This is a genomic window from Bartonella sp. AC130YNZD, assembly GCF_042196865.1.
In the GTDB taxonomy this organism is placed as follows: Bacteria; Pseudomonadota; Alphaproteobacteria; order Rhizobiales; family Rhizobiaceae; genus Bartonella.
Genome location: NZ_JBHIQZ010000002.1, coordinates 163,634 through 183,262, shown reverse-complemented (window position 1 = coordinate 183,262; position 19,629 = coordinate 163,634). Strand labels below are relative to the sequence as shown.

Genomic DNA, 19,629 nt, shown 5'->3' with positions numbered 1-19,629 from the left:
CGCATTAAACTAATCGACTTTGTTCTACAGCGGCTTCAATAAAAGAAGAAAAAAGCGGATGTGGATCAAAAGGACGAGATTTTAATTCTGGATGATATTGAACACCAATAAACCATGGATGATCTACATATTCTATCGTTTCTGGTAAAATACCATCAGGAGACATCCCAGAAAAAATCAAACCACACTGTTCTAACTTATCCTTATAATCAATATTGACCTCATAACGATGACGATGTCGCTCGACAATCTTGGTCATCCCATAAATTTGAGCAATATGACTCTCTTCTTTTAATTCAGCAGCAAAAGCACCAAGGCGCATTGAACCGCCGAGATCAGCATTTCTTGTACGTTTTTCAAGAACGTCTCCTTTAAGCCATTCTGTCATTAAACCTACAATTGGATTGTCTGTTTCGCAAAACTCACTTGATGAAGCATTCTCAATCTGTGCAATATTGCGCGCAGCTTCTATACAAGCTAATTGCATCCCAAAACAAATCCCTAAAAATGGAACTTTACGCTCTCGTGCAAATTGAATTGCTCGAATCTTCCCTTCTGCCCCTCGTGCCCCAAAAGCACCTGGAACCAAAATTCCATGGGCTTTTTGTAAAGTTGAAACAGAATCTTCTTTTTCAAAAAGTTCCGAATCAATCCACTCAATATTAACTTTCACTCTATTCGCTAAACCACCATGCGCAATCGCTTCAATAAGAGATTTATAAGCATCCTTTAAGCCCGTATATTTTCCTACAACAGCAATCGTAACTTCTCCTTCAGGATGGTGAATACGATGCGTAATATCTTCCCAACGATCCATCTTGGGGGAAGGTGCCGAATCGATTCCAAAAGCGCAAAGAACTTCAGAGTCCAAACCCTCCTTATGGTATGCCATAGGAACATCATAAATTGTTGGCATATCTAATGCCTGAATGACTGCATTGGAGCGAACATTGCAAAAAAGTGATAATTTGCACCGTTCTGTTTCTGGAATAGATCGATCTGCACGTACAAGCAAAATATCAGGAGAAATACCAACTGCTTGCAATTCTTTGACAGAATGTTGTGTTGGTTTCGTTTTTAATTCACCTGCTGAAGGAATATAAGGCATTAATGTGAGATGGACATAAACGACATTTTGTCTCGGTAGCTCATTGCGAAGCTGACGAATCGCTTCTAGAAAAGGCATTGCTTCAATATCACCAACCGTTCCACCTATCTCACACAAAACAAAATCAAATTCTTCATTTTCCATCGTAATGAATCTCTTAATTTCATCTGTAACATGAGGAATAACTTGGACTGTTGCCCCCAAATAATCACCACGCCGCTCTCGTTCAATGATATTGCGATAAATACGCCCTGTTGTAATATTATCTTGGCTATTTGCAGAACGCCCAGTAAAACGCTCATAATGACCAAGATCAAGATCCGTTTCTGCACCATCATCGGTCACAAATACTTCGCCATGTTGATAAGGTGACATCGTACCTGGATCAACATTTAAATAAGGATCAAGTTTGCGAAGACGTACGCGATAGCCACGAGCCTGTAATAACGCTGCTAACGCCGCCGCTGCGATGCCTTTTCCAAGGGAAGAAACCACACCACCAGTAATAAAAACATAACGTGCCATGGGCTTATGGTGATAAGCAATTTATAATGATTTTTCCAGCAAAAAATGCAAAAAGAAACAATTTTTCTTCTAAAATAAAAAAGGCGAAAAAAATCACCTTTTTTAAAAAGTCTATGTTTTCTTAAAAAACTATTTTGTACTGTTATCCGGAACTGTATTTTCAAAAACCTGAGGAACTGGACTTTCTGCTTCAGGATTTGTGGACTGTTTCTGTTCCTGCGGAGAATTCGAAGTGCCTCCTAGCTGTTCAAGAATAGAAGGGGAAGACTCACCATCTGATGATGGGACTGATCCTGAGTCTTTATTGGTAGAATTCTGCTCTGAATTAACCGGTATACGCTTTAAAATATCAGAACTAGAATTTGATATATTACTCACCACGGTAAGTCCAATAGACACAACAAAAAAACAACAGGCTAAAATAGCAGTCAAACGTGTTAAAGGATTTCTAGATCCACGAGTTTTCATCAACCCTGAGCTATTACTCACACCTAACCCACCACCTTCTGAAGGTTGAATTAATATAATACCAACCAAAGTAATCACAATCAAAAAATGAATAACTATAAGTACTGTTTGCATAAACCCTGCTCTTCAAATAACTCTTTAATAGCTATTTACACATAAATAACGCACAATCCAAGGGGAAACTCAAATTTCTCTGCTATAGTTTACGACAAACATCGCAAATTGTTAAAAAATCAATCGCTTTTAAGCTTGCTCCACCTATCAAAGCACCATTAACATGAGCAATGCTTAAAAGCTCAAATGCATTGGATGGCTTTACGGATCCACCATAAAGCAAACGTATCTTATTACCTTCATCACCAAAACGAGAGCGCACCCTATCACGAATGAAATGATGTACTTTTGCAATATCTTCTGGAGTCGCTGTATTGCCGGTGCCTATCGCCCAAACTGGTTCATAAGCGATAATGGTATTCTCTGCTGTTGCATCATCTGGAAGAGATTCTTCAAGCTGCTGCGTGAGAATATCCAGTACTTTATTATTATTACGCTCCTCCAATGTTTCACCAATACATACAAGAGCCACAAGACCTGCTCGCCACGCAGCTTGCACTTTGGCACAGACAATCGCATCATTTTCCTGGTACACTGTACGACGTTCTGAATGCCCAATAATAACATGACTTGCTCCCGCTTCTTTAAGCATAAAAGCTGAAATATCTCCAGTATAAGGACCATGATCATCAAAGTGACAATTTTGTCCTCCCAAAAGGAGATTTTCACCATTCAGCGTATTAGAAGCACGCGATAAAAGCGTTGCTGGAACACAAATTAGGGCTTCAAATAGATGACCTAGATCAGAGCTAACGCCTGTAGCAATAGCACGCAACTCTCCAAGCGATTCACTCGTTCCATTCATTTTCCAATTTCCAGCAAGAAAAGGCCGAATATTTTGAGACATATTTTCACCTCAAGAGCTCTTACAATACATTGTTTATCTGTAGTTACCAAATTATAAAATGAAAGCAAGTCTTTAAAGCTTGCATCTTTCATCTCTTTATTGCAAATTCCATTACAGCTTTGATAATAACTCACATTAAAAATGGACTTGAACAATGCTTGACATCATAAGAAATGCTACAAATTCTTGGATTTTTAGAATTTTCCTTGCTATTTTACTCTTATGCTTCATTCTTTTATGGGGGGTACCGCAGTTACACAAAAAAAGTGAAAGAGATCTTATTACTTCTGGAAAGTCCACAGTAACTGTCGATGATTATCGTCTTGCACTCGCCGATCAAAGCGCACGTTTAGCATATGCTGCTCATCTTGGACGAATGTTTACAACAAATGAAATGCAGCAATACCAAATTCCTGCTTTTGTATTTAATCAATTACAACAAAATGTACTGCTTGATGAACAAGCACGTAAAATGAAAATAAGTCTTTCAAAAGATACAATAGCTCATACGATTGGTTCTGATAAAATGTTCCAGGTAAATGGCACTTTTGATAAAAACTTGTTTTATAACTATCTTCAGCATTTACGTATTAGTGAAAGTGCTTTTCTTAATTATTACACCAAACAAGAAAAGCGTAATCAGCTGATTGCTGCTTTACTTTCTGATATGAAGGCACCAAATCTCTTTTATAAAGCACTTGCTCTTTATCAAGGAGAAATGCGTATTGCTGATTATCTCGTTATTGATCTAAAAGAAAAGAAAACAATTGCTGATCCTGATTACGAAACATTACAAAAATGGTTTGAAACACATCAAAGTCAATTTCGTGCTCCAGAATACCGTACTGTCTCTTTGCTATCTATGGAACTTAATGATTTTGTAAAACCTAAAGATATCTCAACAGATGAGGCGAAAGCCTATTATACACAAAATGCTTCACGTTTTGTAACGCCTGAAAAGCGTACATTCGAAGAACTGCGATTCCCCTCACGCGAAGAAGCCGATAATGCAGCAAAAAAAATAGCTGATGGATTGAGTTTTGATGAACTGGTAAAAGCTGAAAAAAAGACTCTTAATGACATAAAAAAAGGACCTCTCGCAGAAAATGAACTCCCTAATCATCTGACATCTGAAATTTTTGAACTTCAACAAGGCCAAGTCAGTCCTGTGATAAATGACTTACAGGGACCTGTTCTCATTCGCGTTACGCATATTGAACCTTCAAGCTCTCTTCCTTTTGAAAGTGTAGAAGAAAATATTCGCCAAATACTTGCCAAAAATCGTGCTACTGATGATATCCGTAACAATTATGTAGCCATTGAAAATGCTCGTTTTGAGGGTGCTTCTCTCAAAGAGTTAGCTGACCAATACAAGTTATCTTTGCGCACAATTACTATTGATAAAACGGGAAAAACGCTTGAAGGTGCAATACTCACGGATTTACCTCAAAAAGATATTTTACTGAATGCCATCTATCAATCAAACGAAGGAGTCGATCTTGATCCTCTCTCTTTTCAAAATGGTGGATATCTCTGGTACAAGGTCGATAAAATTATTCCTGCCCGCGATAAAACACTTGAAGAGGCTAAGCTAGATGTTCTTTCTCAATGGAAAAATGAAGAAATCCAACGTCTTCTTGATGAAAAAGCCCAAAATGCTCTCAAACAGCTCACGGAAGGAAAAAGTCTTGTTGCTCTTGCTCATGCCCTTGGTGTTACAAAACAAACAACACCCGCCCTCCGGCGTCAAGACTCATCTGACCCTCTTGGCGTTGAAGGGATTAAAGCATTATTTTCTGCTCCCAAAGGCCATTATGGCATCATAAAAGGTCCAGTTGCAACAAACCGTATCATTTATCAAATAAAGACTGTAACCATGCCTAAAGATATCACGTCTCATACTCTTTCAACTGAGGTCCGCGCCAATATAGATATGATGATAAGAGAAGATCTCAAGCTAGAAATGCTACAAGTTGCCAATAAAGAACATCCTTTGGAAATTAATAGCACAAATTATAATCAGATCTTTAACGCTCTCCAATAAAAAGATTGTGCATAATTTTAAGAACTTATTGATAAAGTTTTCATCAGCTCTTCGTCTATAGTTGAAGAGGTAAGACGGGTTTCTTGTCTGCATATCTTAGGATCAGCGTTTGTATAATGATTCATTTTCTCGCAAAACAGTGCATGTATGGATTTGCGAGAAAATAGTCAATGGAATGTAGAATCGTTTTTGCAATGCATTAAAAAACATTACCCATCCAAAGGTTGTAAAGGTTGCCGCCCATTAAGCTATAAATATCATCCCTATCGTCATTCATTCATAGCTCATCATATTGCTACTCTTAATATTCATTCATAGGGAGCGTATTGCTTCTTCCTTAAATGATTTCATTTACACACCCAACTTATAATAGATAAAAAAAAACTATTTTTAAAATTCATTATAAAAATGGAGAAATCTTTTTCTATTCAAGACTCTCATTCAATATGAGAAAAAACGAATTATCATTATAAATCAATATATTAATCAATCATAACAGTCATCAATTATGATGTTATAATTTTCTCAAAAATAAGAGTTTTTTATAGACTTATAGACTGCTAAGATAACTTCTCTCATAAAATAGAAATTTTACCTCATGTTTTTCTTTCTCTGCATCTCACCCATCCAATACACTGAATAAAACATATTACTGATGAAGAAATATACCGTATTTTCAAGATCACAAAATTTCTTATTCTTTTGCGTTCATAACAACCAAAACATCAACATTTTTTATAATAAAAAAATGGTTTGGAATCACAATAGCTCCTTTATCTTCCTATGAGAAAATCAGTCTACATGTTACGCATTCCAACATAGTAATATTCTTTTACAATATCTTTGGAAAATTGCCGCTTATTGCTGCCCTTGTTATCAACCAATAGCGATACATCAATGGCAAAGTTGCACTCTCTTGAAAAATTGCTGCCCCCAGCTGTATAGCTTTTTGAAGAGAAGCTGGTACAATGACCAATGGAAGAAAAGCTGGCTTAAGAACTCTAGGTAAAGTACAAGAATACTCGTAAAATTGGGTATAATGATCGCGCGATAATGCTACCATAGCTTCAACAATACAACCCTTTTGTTGATCGCTGAGACGATGAGATTCCAAATCTTCCCTATTCACTCCTACAGCCTTTAATATATCAGTGGGTAAATAATATTGATATCGTGATTGCATAAATGATAAAAGACGCAATACACCGCTTAATCCTTGAGAAATCCCTCCGTGTTCATAGATATCTGTAAACTCTTGTGCAGTTTCAGGATCTAATATCTGACAAGAAAGCTGTAAAATTATGCCTGCTGTCTCACCACAATAATGCTCTAGATCATGAAGTGTTTCTATTGGATTGTGATAAAGATCTAAAATTTGCGCATCACAATAACGTAAAAAAGCTGTCTTAGGTAAATTAAAAAGAATGATTGCTTTTAATAAATCATTCAAAATCGGATTGTTTCCACTCGTTTGCATTTCACCATGAGCAATAGCATCATACCACCAACGTAACCGTATTTCTCCTATGAGTGGATCATGTACACTTTCGCGGATACGAGAAACTTCAGCATTAAATACATAAAGAGCAGCCAATGCTTGGCGCTTTTTTTTAGGTGCAAATAAAACCGATATATAGCGATCACGATCTATTGTACGTAAAATATCAAGACAATAAGGAAGAGAGCCTATCATTCTATGAACCTATTAACGTCCCTTTTTTAGCAATTAAATTAATATCCTCTTTTTATTCATATTAAAAAATGAATGATAAGCAAATACAGTTCAGAAAATAAGATTTTTAAATGTGTCTCTTAACTGTATTATGAATTAAAATTTCTTTTCTAGTCCCTTTTCGTTTTAGAAAGAAAAAAATTAAATAAATAATTTTTCTGATAAAACTTATCTTATCGGACTTCAAGTTTTCATTTGCAATAAAAAAGCTAAAAACCAATCGTAACATGCATAGTAAAACTTGAACAACAAACAACGCAAAACACTTTTTCAGTGGATAGATGACAATGTTATTTTATAAAAAATGCACTGATCACAAAAACTTCATCAATCATTGACCTCCTCCCCATCCTAAAAGACAAAGGTTCTTACCAACACCAATTTGTAAAAAATCCAATTGCTCTCGGTGCATTTCTGTTACTATAAACGCATTGATTTATAATGATAATTTTGTGTTTTGTATGTTAAATTAGAATCCCAAATATCGTAGATATGCTTTCATTTCAAACCAATTCCATATTACATCAATAAAAACTATTCCCTTGCACGTCACAAGCGGAACTGGCTTGTAGGTAAAAACTGTATAAGAAAGAATTAAAATGCCTCTTATGAACTGTCTTAAGTGCCAAGAGCTGATCACTCATATGATTCATTAGGAACTATGAGCAAACTTTGTCCTGAATACTTGCTGCTGTATTTAAAAACACTTAATGTGTTAAGTTATGTATATTCTATACCCTTATATCACCGCCTTAAACGACAGTATTTTACAGCGCAGAAAATAATCACACAAGTCTTTCATGCTAGACCAGAGCCTTTGTTTTATTAAACAATACTCTAGTCTACCGCAAATAATAACGCCGCAACAGCGCGATCTTCAGCTAATAAAACATTAAATGTACGCACCGCCGCTCCCGTACTCATTGTATCTGATGAAATACGTTTTTCCCATAAAAGCACCCGTAACTCTTCAGGTAATCGTAATAATTCAATTCCAGTACCTATTAATAAAACTTCGATTTCAGAAGCTTCTTCTAAAATACGAGATATATCCCCTTGAGTGGGAACAGGCCCTGCCATCTCAATGCCATAAATACCTGATGGTACACAAATAATAGAACCTCTATGAGACATATCAGCAAAACGAAACCCACCATTTCCATAAGCATCAATAGGTGCGCGACTTGGAAAATGTGCTTCACGAATTTGAATTGCATCGAACATGAATATGCACCTTTTATTTTTGAATAATCCAATTGTCTTTGCTTCTTCTCACCATAAAAATTAAAGTAAGGCTGATATAAACATTGATATGTTAAACATAGCCTAGTATTGAAGTGAAAATTTTTATATAATGCCCTAATCTTCTCATACAACAAATATATGAAAATTTTGGAATAAACCGCAGTAAAATGCTATACCTGCTTAAATAAATCTATCTTTTAAAAAGTTTCCTCAGCTTATTTACTCACAAATTGCTTTTTATAAAAACAATGATCTTGTTTAAAAAACAGAAAAAATTGCGTAATATTCCATAAATAAAACAACTATTTTAATCATCTAAAGAAAACAAAAACTCCATTTTCTGTAGCCACTATAAAAGCCCCTTTTTCAATGAAATTGTCTTGATCTTGCCAAGCTTTTTATAAAAATGCTTAAAAAATGTAATAAACTGCCATTACACCTTAAGATGCATTTTCCTTTGATATAGCTTTTTTCTCTTTAGAGATACTCATATCTTCTTTCGTTGTCGTTTTAGATTTAGACTTTTGTGGTCTTTTTGCTTTAGCATTAAGTTTTGATTTTTTTTCTGCAATCGGCTCACCTTTAACGCGCACATCAGCTAATGTTGAGCGAATAACACGAATATTCATACTCTCACCAATTTCAACCTCTAATTCACCACTCTCGTCGTGAACCTTCGTAACCTTGCCGATAATACCACCACCCGTTATAACTGTATCACCACGACGTACTGCATTAAGCATTTCTTGGCGTTTTTTCATTTGGGCACGCTGTGGACGAATGATAAAAAAATACATAATTGCAAAAATTAAAATGAATGGGACAGCGCTAGCAAATGAAATTCCACCGGAAGCATCGCCTGCAACTTGAGCATAAGCGTTCGTAATAAACATTTTTATCTCCTATAGTTAAACCTCAGGTATTTCCCACTCTATTAAAATGAAATTCCGATACAGAAAAAATTCCTAAAGAATTTATCATAAAAAGCAATAACTACATAATCTAATCACAGCTTTACAAAAATACAATAAATCCTTAAGAGGCAGAATACCAAAATACAATGAGAAAAATCTTAAAAAATAGATTCACTTTCCCCTATTGTATATCCTACAATACAAATCTTTTCACTAACTCAATAAATTATACAAGATAATTTTTCTAATGAATAAACTTAATTTATATAGATAATTTATCGTTTTTGATATCAAATGACAGATCTAAATACAATAAAACGCTCTCATTTCAAACCCTGAATTAATCAAAACGATTTTCTTGCACGTCACACATATGAAATGAGCCTGTAGATAAAAACTTTTTAAGAAAGGGGTGAAAATATCTTTTTTCATGCTTCTCTCAAATGCAAGAGCAATTGAAACACTCAAAGCTGACAAATAGTATGATACTATTGTCTTACACTTTCATAAATACAAAAATGGTAATATCTACCGACCCCAACGAACTACTTTCCTAAAACCAATGATTTTTTGCTGAAATGTCATTGATTTAAGAAAATCAATTATTTTTCATGAATTTTCTATAAACTGTAAGACTATTCAAATGTAAAAGTCATCAATAAATTAGTTTTCTAAATATTTAAGGGGATCAACAGGTAATGAATTCTTACGCATCTCAAAATAGACACGTGGCGTTTTAACATTTCCTGAAACACCAGATTTAGCAATCTCATCACCGCGCCTTATCCTTTGTCCTTTGTTAACAACAAGCTTACTATTACATCCATAAATAGTGATAATATCATTTTCATGTCGAATCATCACAACATTACCAAGCTCTTTTAGTCCATCTCCCGCATAAATAACCACACCATTTTCTGCCGCCTTTACCGAAGACCCTTCAGGCACTGCAATATCTATTCCTCGATTCATTACTGTTCCCTTTTTTTGACCGAACTGGCTTAATAAACGCCCTCGTACTGGCCAACGCATCTTAGAAATTCCTGTGGCTTGCGGAGTCGTCATATTATCTGTATTCGTAACAGTACTTGACAAACCAGTCTCATGTTTCAATTGCGTCATCTGTTTAGAAAAATTTTTCTCAGAGCTTGATTTGTTCATCTTTGCAGAGGGTGGCATTATTACAGGAGCTTTATATATAGGAGAGGACTTCTTGTTTTTTATAGAGGACATCACTTGAGATTGGGATGCAGATTCTGTTGTTGACACTGCCCAATCGTTATTATTGTGTGCATTTGAAGCTGCTAATGTACGCCTGCTTGGAACAACAAGGACCTGACCGATATAAATGGAATTGCTGTTTATACCATTTGCTAATTTTAATGCCTCAACACTAACCCCTACTTGTCGTGCAATACTGAGCAGTGTATCTCCACTCTGGACAATATAAGAACTCCGCCGAAAAATAGGAGATTTATCCATTTGTGAACGAGAAAGTGTTCCAAGATTACGTGGAGGGGCGCCCATAACGCGACCATCAGAAGAAGTTATCCTACCTTGATGTGGAAAATTATAGAGGGAATTATCATCTCCCCACGAATCATCGCTTGATTCCACAGGTGGCAATTCAGTGCTTTGTATCATACCACTACCGTATGATAGCATTCGCGGATCTGTATACATAGTGCTTGATATATTTGATTGAGATGATACCGCACGATGAGAGAATGTATTGGAAAAACGCTGTGTACCAGAACTACAACCAGCAACAATAGTTACCACCGCTAAAAAAGTTATTCTCTGAAAATTATGCTGGAAAATATTATCCAAAGCTTTTAGACACATCGTTTTGCTCACTCATCAATAATCAACTCACTCCATTAAAGCTTTTTTAAATTACCGAAGAGTTAAAATGAGATGTTTTATTCATAAATATCTTTATATAAGATCAAAATGAATTTAACGTAGACAATTTGCAGAAATTTCTTAGCTTTTAAAAATTAAAGTATCTCTGCAATGCCTTTAATAAAAGGTTGGTAACGCACTTGGAACAGTTCTAAACACTCAAATCGACTACCAATTTTTGTATAGCGCGTCACCGTTTGTACCCCTTCGTCAGGTCCTATCGCCTGAATGAGAATTCCATTTTCAGCTAAAAGTTCTAAAAATTCCTTTGGTTCATCAAAACGTGATGGCCAAATAAGAATGCGATCAAATGATCCTAAGCCTGTCACACTATGACTTCCATCAATCTGCCGTATAACAATATTTTCAATTCCTAAAGTTTGAAATTTTTGGCGTGCTAAATCAACAAGCGTTTTATAACGATCAATCGTTGTCACACGGTCACTCAGACATGCCATAAGAGCAGTACAAAAACCAGATCCTGTACCAATTTCTAAGACACGATGCCTTTTTTTCAAAGATAATGCCGAAAGAATTAAGAGTTGTTCTTCCAAACGTTCCATATATTCACCACACTCAAGGGGAATAACTTTATTATCATAAGCACTATTGAACCAAGGAGCAGCAACAAACTGTTGACGCGGAATTTTCTCTAATGCCGAAAAAAATCGCACGTCATCAATGCCTTTGCTACGCATTTTCAGTACAAGAGCGGCTAACTCCTCACGAAATTGTAAAATACCCTTTTGCCCCATAGTATCATTCAATCTCCAATGGAGGTGCACTTTTATCATACTGACAAACTGCTTCTTTTAAAATGGCAAAAACTTGCGTCTGTGTATCATCACCTCTTTGCAATAAACGCATATTGTCTCTCCTTTCGTAAAATTAAGCAGTAATACAGCGCATGCCTCCCATATAAGGTTGTAAAACATCTGGAATAATAATTGATCCATCAGCCTGTTGATAATTTTCAAGTACGGCAATAAGACAACGTCCAACAGCCGTACCAGAACCATTAAGGCTATGAACAAAATGCAATTTTTTATCGCCGTCTTTACGATAGCGCGCATTCATACGACGACCTTGAAAATCTCCACAAACTGAACAGCTAGAAATTTCACGATAACATTCTTGACCAGGAAGCCAAACCTCGATGTCATAGGTTTTACGCGCTGCAAACCCCATATCACCCGTAGAAAGAACCACTGTGCGAAAAGGCAAACCAAGCCGTTTTAATATATCTTCTGCACATTCCGTCATACGTTCCAATTCAATTAAAGACTGCTCTTCACTGGTAATCGAGACCATTTCAACTTTCCAAAATTGATGCTGACGCAACATACCGCGCGTATCACGACCGGCTGCTCCCGCCTCTAAACGAAAACAGGGAGATAAAGAAGAAAATCGCAGTGGTAAATCTGATATTTCAAGAATTTCATCGTTGACCAAATTGGTTAATGGCACTTCTGCTGTGGAAATAAGCCATCGACCATCTGTTGTACGAAAAAGGTCTTCAGCAAATTTCGGTAATTGTGCTGCTCCGTAAACAATCTCATCACGAACAAGAAGAGGTGTTGAGACTTCTGTGTAACCATTCTCATTGACATGCACATCAAGCATAAATTGGCCTAATGCTCGTTCTAGCCGTGCTAACGCCCCTGAAAGTACTGTAAAACGTGTTCCAGACAAACGACTAGCTCGTTCAAAATTCATCTGTTTGAGATCTTGACCAAGATCAAAATGTTCCTTTGGTGTAAAATTAAATGTTGGAGGTGTACCAAAATGTCGAATGACGACATTATCACTTTCATCTTTACCTTCTGGAACATCATCTAATGGAATATTTGGAAGTGCTGAAAGAATTTTCTCAAGACTCTCCGTCAGCTGTTTTTCTTCCACTGTTGCAGAGGAAAGAAAAGCTTTAATCTCTTCAACTTCAGCTCTAAGACGTTCAGCCATTTGCTGATCCGATACCGCTAAAGCCTGTCCTATTTCCTTTGAAACAGCATTGCGACGTTCCTGCGCCAATTGCACCTTAGCAATATGCGACCGACGTGCAAGATCAAGTTGTATTAACCTTTCAGCTTGTGGCTCAAGACCTCTACTTACGAGTGCTTTATCTAATTTCTCAGGATTGTCACGAATCCACTTAATATCAAGCATAAAAATTCCTCATTTATATTGTTTTTATTCATTCCTTATCGCATAAGATTATACACTTTTCTTAAGCGGATTTTCTTCTCTTTTCTATACTGTAAGCAATTAAAATTGAAATCTCGTAAAGTGCTATCGTTGGTAAAGCCACTGCAAACATCGTAAAAAAATCAGACGGCGTTATGATTGCCGCAATGATAAAAGAGAGTAAAATAGCCCATTTTCGTTTAGACACCAAATCATGAGACGTTAAAAATCCGATTTTTGTTAAAAGAATGATGACAAGAGGTAATTGAAAAATCAAACCAAAAATTAGGATAAATGATGTCATAAAGCCCAAATAATCAGAAATACGCACTATAAACTCTATTTTTAAATGAACATCTGGAAGAAATTGTTGAGAAAGGCTAAACCATAGTATTATTGGCGCTAATAGACCATAAACAAACGCTCCCCCAATACAAAATAAAATAGGCCCCCCAATGAGAAATGGTAAAAAAGCCATCCGCTCATTTTTATAAAGCCCTGGTGCAATAAAACTATAAAACTGAAAAGCCGTATAGGGAAAAGATAAAATAATTCCCCCAAAAGCAGAAAGCTTCATCTTCGTTAAAAAAGTTTCCCATACTTGCGTTGATTGCAAACGAATACCCTCAGGGTTACCCCCTGCTATTTTCATTGCCCACTGATATGGCCATAGTAAAAAATTTAAGATATAATCTTTAACAAGAAAACACATCATAAAAGCGATCATAAATGCAACCAAAGCAGAAATAATTCGCTGACGAAGTTCAATTAAATGTTCTAAAAGTGGAGTCATATTAGCATCAACTTCATCTTTTTTTACATTCATGACACATCTTCTTTTTCTTTATCTTTAGGAGAAACAAAAATGTTTTCAGAATGATGAGAAGCTATAGAAACTGTCATATCTTTCTTGATTACCTTTTGATCACATTCCAAAATTTCTTTATCTTTTTTTGATTTATGATGTGTTTCCTTAACATCCCAATTATCGTGGATATCCTCTAATATATTTTGAGTGGGATCAAAAGTTTCTGCCAATTTCTTGCTTGAATCGCTAATATCCGAACATACTTTTTGCAAATCATCGCGCTCGATTTGTTTTATTACATCATCAAACTGATGACGAAATTCATTTGCTGTTGAATACACATACGCTCTTATCTTTGCTACTGTCTTTAATATTTTAGGTAAATCTTTTGGTCCAACGACAATGATGAGAACAAGTAAGATTACGATAAACTCTGGTCCGTCAATCCCAAACATCTCTTAATTCGACTTTCTCATCAAAAAATATTGCATAATGATGATTGCGTTTTTGTTACTGTTTTTTAGCAACAGATGTTTTGCTTTTTTTAGAAGCAGAAGAAACCTTTTTGCGCGCTGTTGCATGTTTTACTGATAACGGCTGAGATTGTTGAGATTCTACATCAATCATTTGGGAAGTAGGAGCCATTTCAACTTTATCCTCAATGCTATCATCTTCTTCCTTCATATTTTTTTTGAAGGTTTTAATTCCTTTAGCAACATCGCCCATTAATTCAGAAATTTTACCGCGACCGAAAAGCACAAAGATAATCAATAAAATTATAATTAAATGCGTTGGTGAAAAAATATTACCCATTATTCTCTCTAACTTTATGCTTTTAAATTTGATTTCATTTATTCATGCTTCCTCTGAAGAATGTATCAAATATAATATCTTACTTATATATTTTCTTCTTAACTTAAAAGCAATTACACGCTTTTATTGCAAAAAGAACTTTTTATCCTCTCATCCTTTTTTAGCGTATTATAACACAAACCATTCAAAAATGATAAACCACTTCATACAAAATTCAAAACACTTAAAAACTTTTCTAAAATAACTTCATCTGATCTCTTAGGTTACTCATCTTCCTGTAAATACTATAGCCAATGTCTTTCCTTTTAAACAATGTTGTACGTATCATTACAAACATTTCCGCCAAATTATCCTTTACTGATAAAAATCATAACATGCTGTAAAACATTTTACGTATTCAATTAAAAAAATTAGAAAGAAAAATCTCTAAAAAACTTTCTTAACACATCATCGTTCTCTTCAAAAACGATCATCTTACGCACAACATTTATTCTTTGCGTTGGGGTGGGAATTTTATCATCCATTATTCCATATACAATACGAAATATGAGCCATCATCGTATTCAATTAACTATCTGTCGTGTAAATAAAAACTATTAGCGGAAAGAGTAAAAATGTACTTTATGAACCAACTCAAGTGCCAAGAGGTATGGCAATACTGCTAAAAAATAAAAAAGGTACCAGCTTGTGCCTTTATTCAGTAAAATACCTCCATATAACCAGCTCTCTAAGCCACGGCATGCTCTAACTATTACAAGTCTCCGGATTCTGGGCATGCGTTCTCATAATATCATGTGTTTAACCTATCTCAGTATTGAAACCAGAATGGGCATTAATAGAAAATTACATTCAATCAAAAGCATGGCATCGAAGCATAATTCATGTAAAAAGAATTTCTTATCCTCGCCTTTTTTATAAGATTTCCTTATACAGCCGCTCGATAATACAGTGTTAGAGATAAATAAACCTATTTACTTTAGTTTAAAATTCTCATTTTATTGAAATAGCTTGCAGAGTGCATATCAATTTTCAAAAGTTTTATTTTAGCGTCATACACAATAACCTAGCCATTTAGCGTGTATAATGTAAAGCTTTGGCTCCGCTTAAAGCAATGAGATTCATTCATACTTTTACAAAAATCTATCACTATAACACCAGCACTTTATTGCTCTCTCCATAATTTTACGCTCGCTAAAAAACTGATCAATGTAACAATGTTTTTATCAAGCATTTGAAATTCTTTAATCTTTAAACAAGCAAATTTATGAATGAATTTACCCTTCAATTTTTCAACAAACTTCACTAATATTCTCGTTAATTGAGTGTTTTTATAGTTTTCCTAAAAGAGTCCGCGATCATAAAAAATTCTCTTACAACATAAATATCTCTATTGAAATGTTTGATCTCTTCTTGTCTATCTTTCATATAAAAAATTAAAATTTTAACGATTAATCTCATTATATAAAAATAGCTCTGTGAATAAATGCTCCCATGACATTAATATTTTTTCTGTAGTGTATAATTGGGAGGTGAGGGCATTGTTTGATTTCTACAAGAGTATTTTTATGGATATCAATTCTATTATTCTATGCTAATAATCCGGTACAGTTATACATAATGATAGAGTTTACTCCATGAATTATCGGCATATTTATCATGCTGGCAATTTTGCTGATGTTTTTAAACACATTATTGTCACTCGCATTGTAGAATATCTCAAACGCAAAGAAAAAGCTTTTCGCGTTATAGATACGCATGCTGGAATCGGTATTTATGACCTTTCTTCTTTAGAAGCACATAAAACAGGAGAGTGGCGCGAAGGTGTCCAACGACTTTTTTCAACTCCTATCCCAGAAGATTTAAGAACACTCCTTTGTCCATGGTGTGACATCATTGATGCCCTCAATAAAGGGGAAAAAGAAATTGTATTTTATCCTGGATCTCCTGTTCTTATTCGTCAATTATTACGGAAACAAGATCGCCTCACCGCAATAGAATTGCACAATGAAGATTATCATATTTTAGCAAAAAACTTTGCAAGAGATTATCAGACAAAAATTCTGCATTTAGATGGTTGGCTTTCCTTAAATGCTCATGTACCACCAAAAGAAAAACGTGGGTTTATCCTTGTTGACCCTCCCTTTGAAAAAGCTGGAGAGTTTTCCCGCCTTATTGAGGGATTAACGAAAGCCTATCGTCGCTTTTCTGGAGGGATCTACGCTTTATGGTATCCTGTTAAATATGACAAAGAAATTGAAAGTTTTCTTCACGCGCTTTATCAAACCGGAATTCCTAAGATTCTACAGCTTGAAATGCGTATCCGAAAAAGTTCAAGTCCACCGACAATGAATGGAAGTGGTATGATTATTATTAACCCTCCCTACCTTTTGAAAGAAGAAATGAAAAAACTCAGCCCCTTTCTTATCAACCGTCTTGGACAAGATGAAAATGCCAAAATAACTCATAAGTGGCTTCAAAAAGAACATCTATTATTTTAGATCTTTCTCTGATATTTTTCTTAAATCAAATATCATGTTGTAAGATATAAAGACTTTGAATGATAAAGTTCTTTGAATAATACCAACATATTATAGTAGTAAGCTAATAACGATCAGCGTGAATTATTTTTTTAGAAAGCCTATCCTCTTACATCATGGATTTCTTATTTCAATCATTTTAATGGATAAATTAGGCAAATTCATAAAGCTGTTTTAGAATAACAACTCTCATATTTTTTATGAAAGATCGGCTCTCTAAAATCATACTCTTATGTTATAAGATATTATTTATAGAAAAAAATTATAAAGACATGAATAATCATTATTTAATAAAAAAGAATATTTCATATATTAAACAAACAACATATTCGTAATAAACGGAATGGTCCTGAAAAATAATACAAATTATCCGCAAAATAAACGGGAAAATCTTTCTTTTCTCTCTAATATTACATGGCATAATGCCAATCAAAGCAATGAGAAAAATCAATTCCAGGGTATCAAGTTCATACAAGAGTTTGTTAGACACCTTCCGCATAAGCCTGGGGTTTACCGGATGATTGGTGAAAATGGTGATATTCTTTATGTTGGCAAAGCCCGTAATCTCAAAAAACGTGTTTCAAACTATACACGTGAACAAGGACACAATAATCGTATTACCCGCATGATTCGTGCAACATATCATATGGAATTTATCGTCACCCATACAGAAACAGAAGCACTCCTTTTAGAAGCCAATCTCATCAAAAGATTGCATCCACATTTTAATGTACTCCTGCGTGATGATAAAAGTTTCCCTTATATTATGATTACAGATGATCATCGAGTGCCTGCACTTTACAAACATCGTGGTGCTCGAACACGAAAAGCTCACTATTTTGGTCCTTTTGCTTCTGCTGGTGCAGTGACACAAACAGTTCATGTTTTACAACGCGCCTTTTTATTACGAACCTGTACTGATTCAGTTTTTGAAAACCGTACACGCCCCTGTTTGCTTTATCAAATTAAGCGATGTTCTGCACCTTGTACTCATGAAATTAGTGACAGTGATTATAAAGAACTGGTGAAAGGAGCAAAAGCGTTCCTTTCGGGAAAAGATCAATCTATTAAAAGCGATATGGTTCAAGCTATGCATAAAGCCGCAGAAAATCTTGATTTTGAACAAGCAGCTTCCTATCGTGACCGCTTATCAGCCCTTTCTCACATACAAAGCCATCAAGGTATTAATCCTCAAACGATAAAAGAAGCGGATGTATTTGCAATTGCGCAAAAAGAAGGAATGACTTGTATTCAAGTGTTCTTTTTTCGCATGGGGCAAAATTGGGGAAACCGTGCCTATTTTCCTAAAGCAGATCCCTCTTTTTCCCGCACTGAAATTTTAGCGAGTTTTCTTGCCCAATTTTACGATAATAAACCACTTCCCAAAAGTATCCTTTTATCTGAAGAAATTGAAGAAAAAGCACTTCTTACAGAAGCATTTAGTCTCAAAGCAAACCACAAAGTATCCCTCTCTTTACCCAAACAAGGTGAACGGAAAACTCTTGTTAATCGTGCCTATCTCAATGCTCATGAAGCACTTGAACATAAGCTTTCTGAAACAGCCACCCATACAAAATTGCTTCAAGGTCTTGCTAAAACATTCCAACTACCTTTTCGTCCACGCCGGATAGAAGTCTATGACAATTCTCATATCATGGGAACAAATGCTGTAGGGGCTATGATTGTCGCTGGTCAAATGGGATTTATTAAAAATCAATATCGAAAATTCAACATTCGCTCAACAGATATCACGCCTGGCGATGATTTTGGCATGATGAAAGAAGTGATTAAACGAAGATTTTCACGCCTTATCAAAGAGTATGATCTGCCAAATAGAAGTCATGACATAAAAGATGATGATCTTTTTCCCATTTGGCCTGACCTTATCTTAATCGATGGTGGTGAAGGACAAATCAACAGCGTACATGAAATACTTGCTGAGTTACAATTAAATGATCTCTTCACAGTTGTTGGAATCGCCAAAGGTGTTGACCGTCATGCGGGACGTGAAAGATTTTTTATAAAAGGTATTTCCCCCTTTACACTTCCTCCACGTGATCCTATTCTCTATTTTTTGCAACGTCTGCGTGATGAAGCACACCGTTTTGCGATTGGAACTCATAGGATAAAACGAAAAAAAGCAACATTCAAAAACCCACTTGATGAAATCGAAAATATCGGTCCGACAAGAAAGCGTGCGTTGCTTCATCATTTTGGAAGTGCCAAAGCTGTTGCTAGTGCCTCATTTGAAGATTTAAAAAAAGTTACGGGAATCTCTATGACAATTGCACAAAAAATTCATAACCATTTTCATGAAAAATAGGCTTGTTTCATAACCTTCGCCTTGTTACGTTTAGGAAATATATTCTCTTTCACAAGAATTAA

At 35.3% G+C, this 19,629-nt stretch carries 15 protein-coding genes; 3 read left to right on the top strand and 12 right to left on the bottom strand.

Annotated features, from left to right (window positions below; all coding sequences use genetic code 11):
- Positions 1-4: 4 nt before the first annotated feature.
- The 3 genes from ACFINU_RS01690 to tpiA form a co-directional block, all read right to left on the bottom strand.
- Complete coding sequence (locus ACFINU_RS01690; protein ID WP_375617687.1) at positions 5-1,633, bottom strand: CTP synthase; 1,629 nt, start codon at positions 1,631-1,633, stop codon at positions 5-7.
- A gap of 129 nt (positions 1,634-1,762) precedes the next feature.
- The gene (gene secG / locus ACFINU_RS01685; protein ID WP_375617686.1) at positions 1,763-2,215 is read right to left on the bottom strand and encodes a preprotein translocase subunit SecG; all 453 of its coding nucleotides are present in this window, start codon (positions 2,213-2,215) and stop codon (positions 1,763-1,765) included.
- 82 nt (positions 2,216-2,297) lie between these two features.
- Positions 2,298-3,062 (bottom strand): triose-phosphate isomerase, encoded by a 765-nt coding sequence (gene tpiA, locus ACFINU_RS01680; RefSeq protein ID WP_375612907.1) that lies wholly within the window; start codon positions 3,060-3,062, stop codon positions 2,298-2,300.
- A 154-nt stretch (positions 3,063-3,216) separates the two neighbouring features.
- Between tpiA and ACFINU_RS01675 the strand changes: the two genes are divergently transcribed.
- Positions 3,217-5,106 carry a peptidyl-prolyl cis-trans isomerase gene (locus ACFINU_RS01675; RefSeq protein WP_375617685.1) on the top strand — a complete coding sequence of 630 codons (1,890 nt, stop codon included), beginning with the start codon at positions 3,217-3,219 and terminating at the stop codon, positions 5,104-5,106.
- 832 nt (positions 5,107-5,938) lie between these two features.
- On the opposite strand, the gene ACFINU_RS01670 is transcribed toward ACFINU_RS01675, so the two are convergent.
- The 9 genes from ACFINU_RS01670 to tatA all read right to left on the bottom strand — a co-directional run bounded on the left by ACFINU_RS01670 (position 5,939) and on the right by tatA (position 14,707).
- Positions 5,939-6,799 carry a phytoene/squalene synthase family protein gene (locus ACFINU_RS01670; protein ID WP_375617684.1) on the bottom strand — a complete coding sequence of 287 codons (861 nt, stop codon included), beginning with the start codon at positions 6,797-6,799 and terminating at the stop codon, positions 5,939-5,941.
- Between the two features lie 876 nt (positions 6,800-7,675).
- The gene (locus ACFINU_RS01665; RefSeq protein ID WP_375617683.1) at positions 7,676-8,062 is read right to left on the bottom strand and encodes an Mth938-like domain-containing protein; all 387 of its coding nucleotides are present in this window, start codon (positions 8,060-8,062) and stop codon (positions 7,676-7,678) included.
- A 461-nt stretch (positions 8,063-8,523) separates the two neighbouring features.
- The gene (yajC, locus tag ACFINU_RS01660) at positions 8,524-8,976 is read right to left on the bottom strand and encodes a preprotein translocase subunit YajC (RefSeq protein ID WP_375617682.1); all 453 of its coding nucleotides are present in this window, start codon (positions 8,974-8,976) and stop codon (positions 8,524-8,526) included.
- Positions 8,977-9,660: 684 nt separating this feature from the next.
- Positions 9,661-10,842, bottom strand: coding sequence for a peptidoglycan DD-metalloendopeptidase family protein (locus tag ACFINU_RS01655; protein ID WP_375617681.1), 1,182 nt, complete (start codon positions 10,840-10,842; stop codon positions 9,661-9,663).
- Between the two features lie 155 nt (positions 10,843-10,997).
- On the bottom strand, positions 10,998-11,657 hold the full coding sequence (locus tag ACFINU_RS01650; protein WP_273791164.1) for a protein-L-isoaspartate(D-aspartate) O-methyltransferase: 660 nt from the start codon (positions 11,655-11,657) through the stop codon (positions 10,998-11,000).
- Positions 11,658-11,790: 133 nt separating this feature from the next.
- Positions 11,791-13,068: a serine--tRNA ligase gene (gene serS / locus ACFINU_RS01645; protein ID WP_375617680.1), complete on the bottom strand. Its 1,278-nt coding sequence runs from the start codon at positions 13,066-13,068 to the stop codon at positions 11,791-11,793.
- Between the two features lie 61 nt (positions 13,069-13,129).
- A complete protein-coding gene (tatC, locus tag ACFINU_RS01640) occupies positions 13,130-13,912 on the bottom strand; it encodes a twin-arginine translocase subunit TatC (RefSeq protein ID WP_375617679.1) in 783 nt (260 codons plus the stop codon).
- On the bottom strand, positions 13,909-14,349 hold the full coding sequence (locus tag ACFINU_RS01635; protein WP_375617678.1) for a twin-arginine translocase subunit TatB: 441 nt from the start codon (positions 14,347-14,349) through the stop codon (positions 13,909-13,911). The genes tatC and ACFINU_RS01635 overlap by 4 nt, the downstream gene beginning before the upstream one ends.
- Positions 14,350-14,404: 55 nt before the next feature.
- Complete coding sequence (tatA, locus tag ACFINU_RS01630; protein WP_375617677.1) at positions 14,405-14,707, bottom strand: twin-arginine translocase TatA/TatE family subunit; 303 nt, start codon at positions 14,705-14,707, stop codon at positions 14,405-14,407.
- Positions 14,708-16,341: 1,634 nt separating this feature from the next.
- On the opposite strand from tatA, the gene ACFINU_RS01625 reads away from it, so the two are divergent.
- On the top strand, positions 16,342-17,205 hold the full coding sequence (locus ACFINU_RS01625; protein ID WP_375667316.1) for a 23S rRNA (adenine(2030)-N(6))-methyltransferase RlmJ: 864 nt from the start codon (positions 16,342-16,344) through the stop codon (positions 17,203-17,205).
- A 382-nt stretch (positions 17,206-17,587) separates the two neighbouring features.
- The gene (gene uvrC, locus ACFINU_RS01620) at positions 17,588-19,567 is read left to right on the top strand and encodes an excinuclease ABC subunit UvrC (RefSeq protein WP_375617675.1); all 1,980 of its coding nucleotides are present in this window, start codon (positions 17,588-17,590) and stop codon (positions 19,565-19,567) included.
- Positions 19,568-19,629 lie beyond the last annotated feature (62 nt).

What these genes read in the sequence shown, in the direction of transcription:
- ACFINU_RS01690 (WP_375617687.1), bottom strand. Translation starts at nt 1,633, where the DNA reads ATGGCACGTTATGTTTTTATTACTGGTGGTGTGGTTTCTTCCCTTGGA.
- secG (WP_375617686.1), bottom strand. Translation starts at nt 2,215, where the DNA reads ATGCAAACAGTACTTATAGTTATTCATTTTTTGATTGTGATTACTTTG.
- tpiA (WP_375612907.1), bottom strand. Translation starts at nt 3,062, where the DNA reads ATGTCTCAAAATATTCGGCCTTTTCTTGCTGGAAATTGGAAAATGAAT.
- ACFINU_RS01675 (WP_375617685.1), top strand. Translation starts at nt 3,217, where the DNA reads ATGCTTGACATCATAAGAAATGCTACAAATTCTTGGATTTTTAGAATT.
- ACFINU_RS01670 (WP_375617684.1), bottom strand. Translation starts at nt 6,799, where the DNA reads ATGATAGGCTCTCTTCCTTATTGTCTTGATATTTTACGTACAATAGAT.
- ACFINU_RS01665 (WP_375617683.1), bottom strand. Translation starts at nt 8,062, where the DNA reads ATGTTCGATGCAATTCAAATTCGTGAAGCACATTTTCCAAGTCGCGCA.
- yajC (WP_375617682.1), bottom strand. Translation starts at nt 8,976, where the DNA reads ATGTTTATTACGAACGCTTATGCTCAAGTTGCAGGCGATGCTTCCGGT.
- ACFINU_RS01655 (WP_375617681.1), bottom strand. Translation starts at nt 10,842, where the DNA reads ATGTGTCTAAAAGCTTTGGATAATATTTTCCAGCATAATTTTCAGAGA.
- ACFINU_RS01650 (WP_273791164.1), bottom strand. Translation starts at nt 11,657, where the DNA reads ATGGGGCAAAAGGGTATTTTACAATTTCGTGAGGAGTTAGCCGCTCTT.
- serS (WP_375617680.1), bottom strand. Translation starts at nt 13,068, where the DNA reads ATGCTTGATATTAAGTGGATTCGTGACAATCCTGAGAAATTAGATAAA.
- tatC (WP_375617679.1), bottom strand. Translation starts at nt 13,912, where the DNA reads ATGAATGTAAAAAAAGATGAAGTTGATGCTAATATGACTCCACTTTTA.
- ACFINU_RS01635 (WP_375617678.1), bottom strand. Translation starts at nt 14,349, where the DNA reads ATGTTTGGGATTGACGGACCAGAGTTTATCGTAATCTTACTTGTTCTC.
- tatA (WP_375617677.1), bottom strand. Translation starts at nt 14,707, where the DNA reads ATGGGTAATATTTTTTCACCAACGCATTTAATTATAATTTTATTGATT.
- ACFINU_RS01625 (WP_375667316.1), top strand. Translation starts at nt 16,342, where the DNA reads ATGAATTATCGGCATATTTATCATGCTGGCAATTTTGCTGATGTTTTT.
- uvrC (WP_375617675.1), top strand. Translation starts at nt 17,588, where the DNA reads ATGGTCCTGAAAAATAATACAAATTATCCGCAAAATAAACGGGAAAAT.